At 72.1% G+C, this 4,461-nt stretch carries 5 protein-coding genes and 1 riboswitch; of the genes, 1 reads left to right on the forward strand and 4 read right to left on the reverse strand.

Going from position 1 to position 4,461, the window contains the following annotated elements; translation table 11 throughout:
- The 4 genes from AOJ26_RS35740 to AOJ26_RS35755 all read right to left on the reverse strand — a co-directional run.
- Nucleotides 1-801 (reverse strand): cobalamin biosynthesis protein (locus AOJ26_RS35740; protein WP_053852525.1); only part of this gene is annotated, 801 nt, incomplete at its 3' end.
- 99 nt (nucleotides 802-900) lie between these two features.
- Nucleotides 901-1,043: riboswitch (cobalamin riboswitch) on the reverse strand.
- 129 nt (nucleotides 1,044-1,172) lie between these two features.
- Complete coding sequence (locus AOJ26_RS35745; RefSeq protein ID WP_053852521.1) at nucleotides 1,173-1,394, reverse strand: hypothetical protein; 222 nt, start codon at nucleotides 1,392-1,394, stop codon at nucleotides 1,173-1,175.
- 26 nt (nucleotides 1,395-1,420) lie between these two features.
- A complete protein-coding gene (locus tag AOJ26_RS35750) occupies nucleotides 1,421-2,659 on the reverse strand; it encodes an inorganic phosphate transporter (protein WP_053852522.1) in 1,239 nt (412 codons plus the stop codon).
- Between the two features lie 153 nt (nucleotides 2,660-2,812).
- Complete coding sequence (locus AOJ26_RS35755) at nucleotides 2,813-3,553, reverse strand: lysozyme (RefSeq protein ID WP_053852523.1); 741 nt, start codon at nucleotides 3,551-3,553, stop codon at nucleotides 2,813-2,815.
- 147 nt (nucleotides 3,554-3,700) lie between these two features.
- Here AOJ26_RS35755 and AOJ26_RS35760 point away from each other — a divergent pair, with 147 nt between their 5' ends.
- Nucleotides 3,701-4,396: a class II aldolase/adducin family protein gene (locus AOJ26_RS35760; RefSeq protein ID WP_053852524.1), complete on the forward strand. Its 696-nt coding sequence runs from the start codon at nucleotides 3,701-3,703 to the stop codon at nucleotides 4,394-4,396.
- Nucleotides 4,397-4,461 lie beyond the last annotated feature (65 nt).

Raw genomic sequence — 4,461 nt, forward strand, 5'->3', positions numbered from 1 at the left:
GTGCTCGACCCGCCCCGCGTACGACAGGGTCCCCCCGAGCCGGACCCCCAGCGCCCCCGCGAACGAGGCTTCTACGGGCCCGGCGTTGGGACTCGGATGCCGGTGCGCGTCCTTGCGCCAGGCCGCGACGGCACCCCGGGGATCGTCCCCGGCGAGAGCGGCGAGTAGGGCGGTCAGCCGTGCCCCCGGCCACCCGGCGAGGTCGTCGAGCCGGGCGGAGGCCCACCCGAAACGCCGGTACCGGGGCGACTTGTGCCCCACCATGGCGTCCAGCGTGTTCACGGCCCGGAAGCCGAGCAGCCCCGGCACCCCGCCGACGGCACCCCACACCAGGGCACCCACGACGGCGTCGGAGGTGTTTTCGGCGACGGACTCCACGACCGCGCGGGCGATCCCGTCGGCGTCCAGGGCCTGCGGGTCGCGCCCGCACAGATGGGGCAGCCGGTCCCGGGCCGCCTCGACGTCCCCGGCCTCCAGCGCCCGTCCGACGATCCGGGCCTCCCGCACCAGCGAAGTCCCGCCCACCACGGCCCAGGTGGCGGCGCCGGTGAGGGCGACGGAGGCGGCACGGGACGGACGTACGGCATGCTCCGCGGCGGCGCCGAGGGCCACCGCGCCTCCCACGCACACGGCGGTGTGCAGTGCGCCCCATCCCCGGTGGTCCCGCCACAGCACCCGCTCCACGGCCCCGGCGGCCCGCCCGAACGCGGCGACCGGGTGCCCGCGACGGGGGTCGCCGAGCAGGAGGTCACCGATCAGGCCGGCGGCGGCGCCGTACGCGAAAACGCGATCGGCTCGCATCGGGTCAGCCGATCGCGGGGTCGTTCAGGTGCCTGGTACTGCTGGTGGATCGGCAGGCGAGCATCGCGTCATGTCCTCACTCAGGGTGTCCACGCCCTGGTTCGACGAGTCCGGCGGTGAGAGTTCCTGGCTCCCGGGGGTGTCTACCCCGGTGACAGTGGCGGGACCGCGCCGGATTCGCACCGGCTTCCTCTCCTGCCGCCGTATATGGCTCCGGCAGTCCACCACGGGCCTTCGAGACCCGTCAACTTGCTGTTGACCTGCGGCGGGGGAGTGTGCAGAACCCCACACCGCCGGTCATGGAAGACGGCCGGGCGGGCACGGAAACCGAGGTTCCGTGCCCGCCCGGCCGTCGAGTGACGGGAGTGCCGTCAGGCCACGATCAGATAGATCCCGTACGCCACCGCCGCCGCGCACGCCGCGAAGCAGGCGTAGGCGCCGGTGACCGCGAGGGCCGCCGAGCCGCCCTGGGCCGTGGCCCGCTCCTGGCGGGAGAGGCCCATGATCCCGAGGGTGAACAGGGCCACGAGGCCCACGGTGACGACGAGGCTGACGCCGAAGACGGAGCCGAGTGCTTCCCAGTCGATCTGCATGGTGAGGCTTCCTTAGTACTGCGGGCTCAGACGGCGGCCGGCGGGGCTGCCGGTTCCGTCGTGGCGGGCGGGGCCGGGATCGTGGCGGTGAGTTCCTCGGCCACGGGGCCCGCGGGCGGCGGGATCACGGCGGCGATCGCCGTGGTCACCACGCCGGCCGGCTCGTCGGTCTCGTTGACGTTCGACGCGTCCACGACCTCGCGCCGCGAGATCTTCCAGATCGCCGCGCTGGAGGCGACGAGGAAGACCGCCACGACCGCCGTGCCCCAGTCACCGAGGTCGGTGACCGACTCGGCCAGTGCGCCCACCAGGGCCGCCGCCGGGAGCGTCAGTCCCCAGGCCACGAACATCCGGGTGGCCGTGGACCACCGCACGACCCCGCCCTTGCGGCCGAGGCCCGCGCCCATCACCGAACCGGAGACGGAGTGCGTGGTGGAGAGGGAGAAGCCGAGGTGGGAGGAGGCCAGGATGACCGTGGCCGCGCTGGTCTGGGCGGCGAAGCCCTGCTGCGGCTGGAGGTCGGTCAGGCCCTTGCCCATGGTGCGGATGATGCGCCAGCCGCCGAGGTAGGTGCCGAGCGCGATGGCGAGACCCGCGGAGAGGATGACCCAGGTGGGCGGGTCGGAGTCGGGGGCGACGGCGCCGCCGGCGACCAGGGCGAGGGTGATGATGCCCATCGTCTTCTGCGCGTCGTTGGTGCCGTGGGCGAGCGAGACCAGGCCGGCCGAGGCGATCTGGCCGGTGCGGTAGCCCTTCGCGGCGGCCTTGCCGTCGGCCTTCTTGCCCAGCGAGTAGGAGAGCCGGGTGGCCAGCATGGCGGCGACGCCCGCGACGATCGGCGCGGCGACCGCCGGGATCAGGACCTTGGTGACGAGCGCGTCGCCGTGCACCGCGCCGAAGCCGGCCGAGGCGATGGTGGCGCCGATCAGACCGCCCATGAGGGCGTGCGAGGAACTGGAGGGCAGTCCCACCAGCCAGGTCAGCAGGTTCCAGAGGATCGCGCCGACCAGGGCGGCGAAGATGACCTCGGGACGGATGCCGGTCTCGTCGACGAGACCCTTGGAGATCGTGTTGGCGACCTCCACCGAGAGGAAGGCGCCCACAAGGTTCAGCACGGCGGACATGGCCACCGCGACCTTGGGCTTGAGCGCACCGGTCGAGATGGTGGTGGCCATCGCGTTGGCGGTGTCGTGAAAACCGTTCGTGAAATCGAACGCGAGTGCGGTGACGACCACAATCGCGAGGATCAGCGAGAAGTTTTCCATTTACCCAGGCAATCGTTCGAGGTCATTGGCATGTTGAAGGTAAGTAACCTGGATGAACGGAAGGTGAACTGAGGCGGGCCGCATGGTGACCGGAATCTTCGGCTATGGCTTTGCCGAACCCCGCGGCCCCCGCGCGCCCCAGGCGCCCCACGGCTAGGCCCCGGCGGCGAACCTCTTCAGCTGCCGCGCCGACCCGTTGAAGAGATTCTGGTCACCCGGCAGGCTGCCGCTGTTGTCGTACTGCCAGATGGTCCAGTAGGACCACCCACCGGGCAGCGGGCCCGCGTCCGCCCCGTAGCGGGCCACCCACAGCGCGTGGTCCCCGGCGAAGGCACCGCTGCCGCCCGTGCAGGTGTTCCACCAGTGGGCGGTCGTGTAGATCACCGGCCGGCGACCGGTGAGCCGCTCGACCTCCTCGCTGAACGACCGGATCCAGCCGACCATCCTCGCCCTGCTCAGGCCGTAGCACTTGTGCTTCCGGTCGTACGGGTTGTACTCGACGTCCAGCGCGGGCGGCAGCGTCCAGCCGTCCGCCGACCAGGCGCCGCCGTTGCGCACGAAGTACGCGGCCTGCGCCCTGCCCGACGACCTGTCCGGCAGCGCGAAGTGGTACGCCCCGCGGATGATGCCCGCCTCGCGCGCCCCGTTGTACTGCTGTCCGAAGCGCGGGTTGCGGTAGTCGGTCGACTCGGTCGCCTTGACGTAGACGAACCGGGCGCCCTTGGCCCTGGCCTTCCGCCAGTCGACGTTCTTCTGGTGCGAGGAGACGTCGTGCCCCCTGGGCAGGCCCGCCGCCGGGGCGGGCGACCCGGCGAGCGCCACGCTTCCCACGGCGAGCAGGACCACGGAAAGCGCCAGGGCGCGGGTCCGGGCGTTCCTGCGGTCACGGGCCATGTGTCCCCCGAAATGGCGTCGTGTACGACAAAGCCCAGAGGCTACTGGAAGATCGTCGAATTTCAGTCCATCTCCGGCCAAGCAGCACAAGAGGGGCGAAGTCCCGGCCCGGCAACAGCCCGGCGCCCCGGCTGGCAGGATCACGGCATGGCTGAGCGAGGGCAGGACCAAGAGGTACGGAACGGCACGCGAGAGGTGCGGGCCGAGGAGGCGGCCGCCTGGGGCGAGTTGGTCGACACGGCCCGCCGTACGGTCACCGACGGACTGGTCGTCGGGACCTCCGGCAACGTCTCGGTACGCGTCGGGGACACGGTCCTGGTCACCCCGTCGGGCGTCCCCTACGACCGCCTCACGCCGGACGACGTGACGGGAGTCGACCTGCGGGGCCGCCAGACCCTCGGCACCCTGGTGCCGACGAGCGAACTCCCCATGCACCTGGCGGTCTACGGCAGCACCGACGCCCGCGCGGTCGTCCACACCCACGCGGTGCACGCCACGGCCGTCTCCACGCTCGTGCCCGAACTCCCCACGATCCACTACATGACCAGCGCGCTCGGCGGCCCCGTCCGGGTCGCCCCCTACGCCACCTACGGCACCGCCGAGCTGGCCGAGAACATGCTCCGCGCCCTCGCCGGCCGCTCCGCCTGCCTCCTCCAGAACCACGGCACGATCGCCTACGGCAGCACCCTCGCCCAGGCCTACGACCGCACGGCCCAACTCGAGTGGATGTGCCACCTGTGGCTGACGGCCCGCTCGGTCCCGGACCTGACCCCGAACCTCCTGACGGAAGAACAGCTCGCGGAAGTGGGGGAGCGGTTGCGGGGGTACGGGCAGCGGGCATAGGGGGTGCCGGGTTCGGTTGCGGGACGGGTGCGGGCCGGTGGGGGCCGTTCGCGCAGTTCCCCGCG

The organism is Streptomyces sp. NRRL B-24085 (genome assembly GCF_001282115.1).
Lineage (GTDB): Bacteria > Actinomycetota > Actinomycetes > Streptomycetales > Streptomycetaceae > Streptomyces.

Bases quoted from the DNA above. Each gene is read 5' to 3' on its own strand.
- AOJ26_RS35745 (WP_053852521.1), bottom strand. From the start codon at position 1,394: ATGCAGATCGACTGGGAAGCACTCGGCTCCGTCTTCGGCGTCAGCCTC.
- AOJ26_RS35750 (WP_053852522.1), bottom strand. From the start codon at position 2,659: ATGGAAAACTTCTCGCTGATCCTCGCGATTGTGGTCGTCACCGCACTC.
- AOJ26_RS35755 (WP_053852523.1), bottom strand. From the start codon at position 3,553: ATGGCCCGTGACCGCAGGAACGCCCGGACCCGCGCCCTGGCGCTTTCC.
- AOJ26_RS35760 (WP_053852524.1), top strand. From the start codon at position 3,701: ATGGCTGAGCGAGGGCAGGACCAAGAGGTACGGAACGGCACGCGAGAG.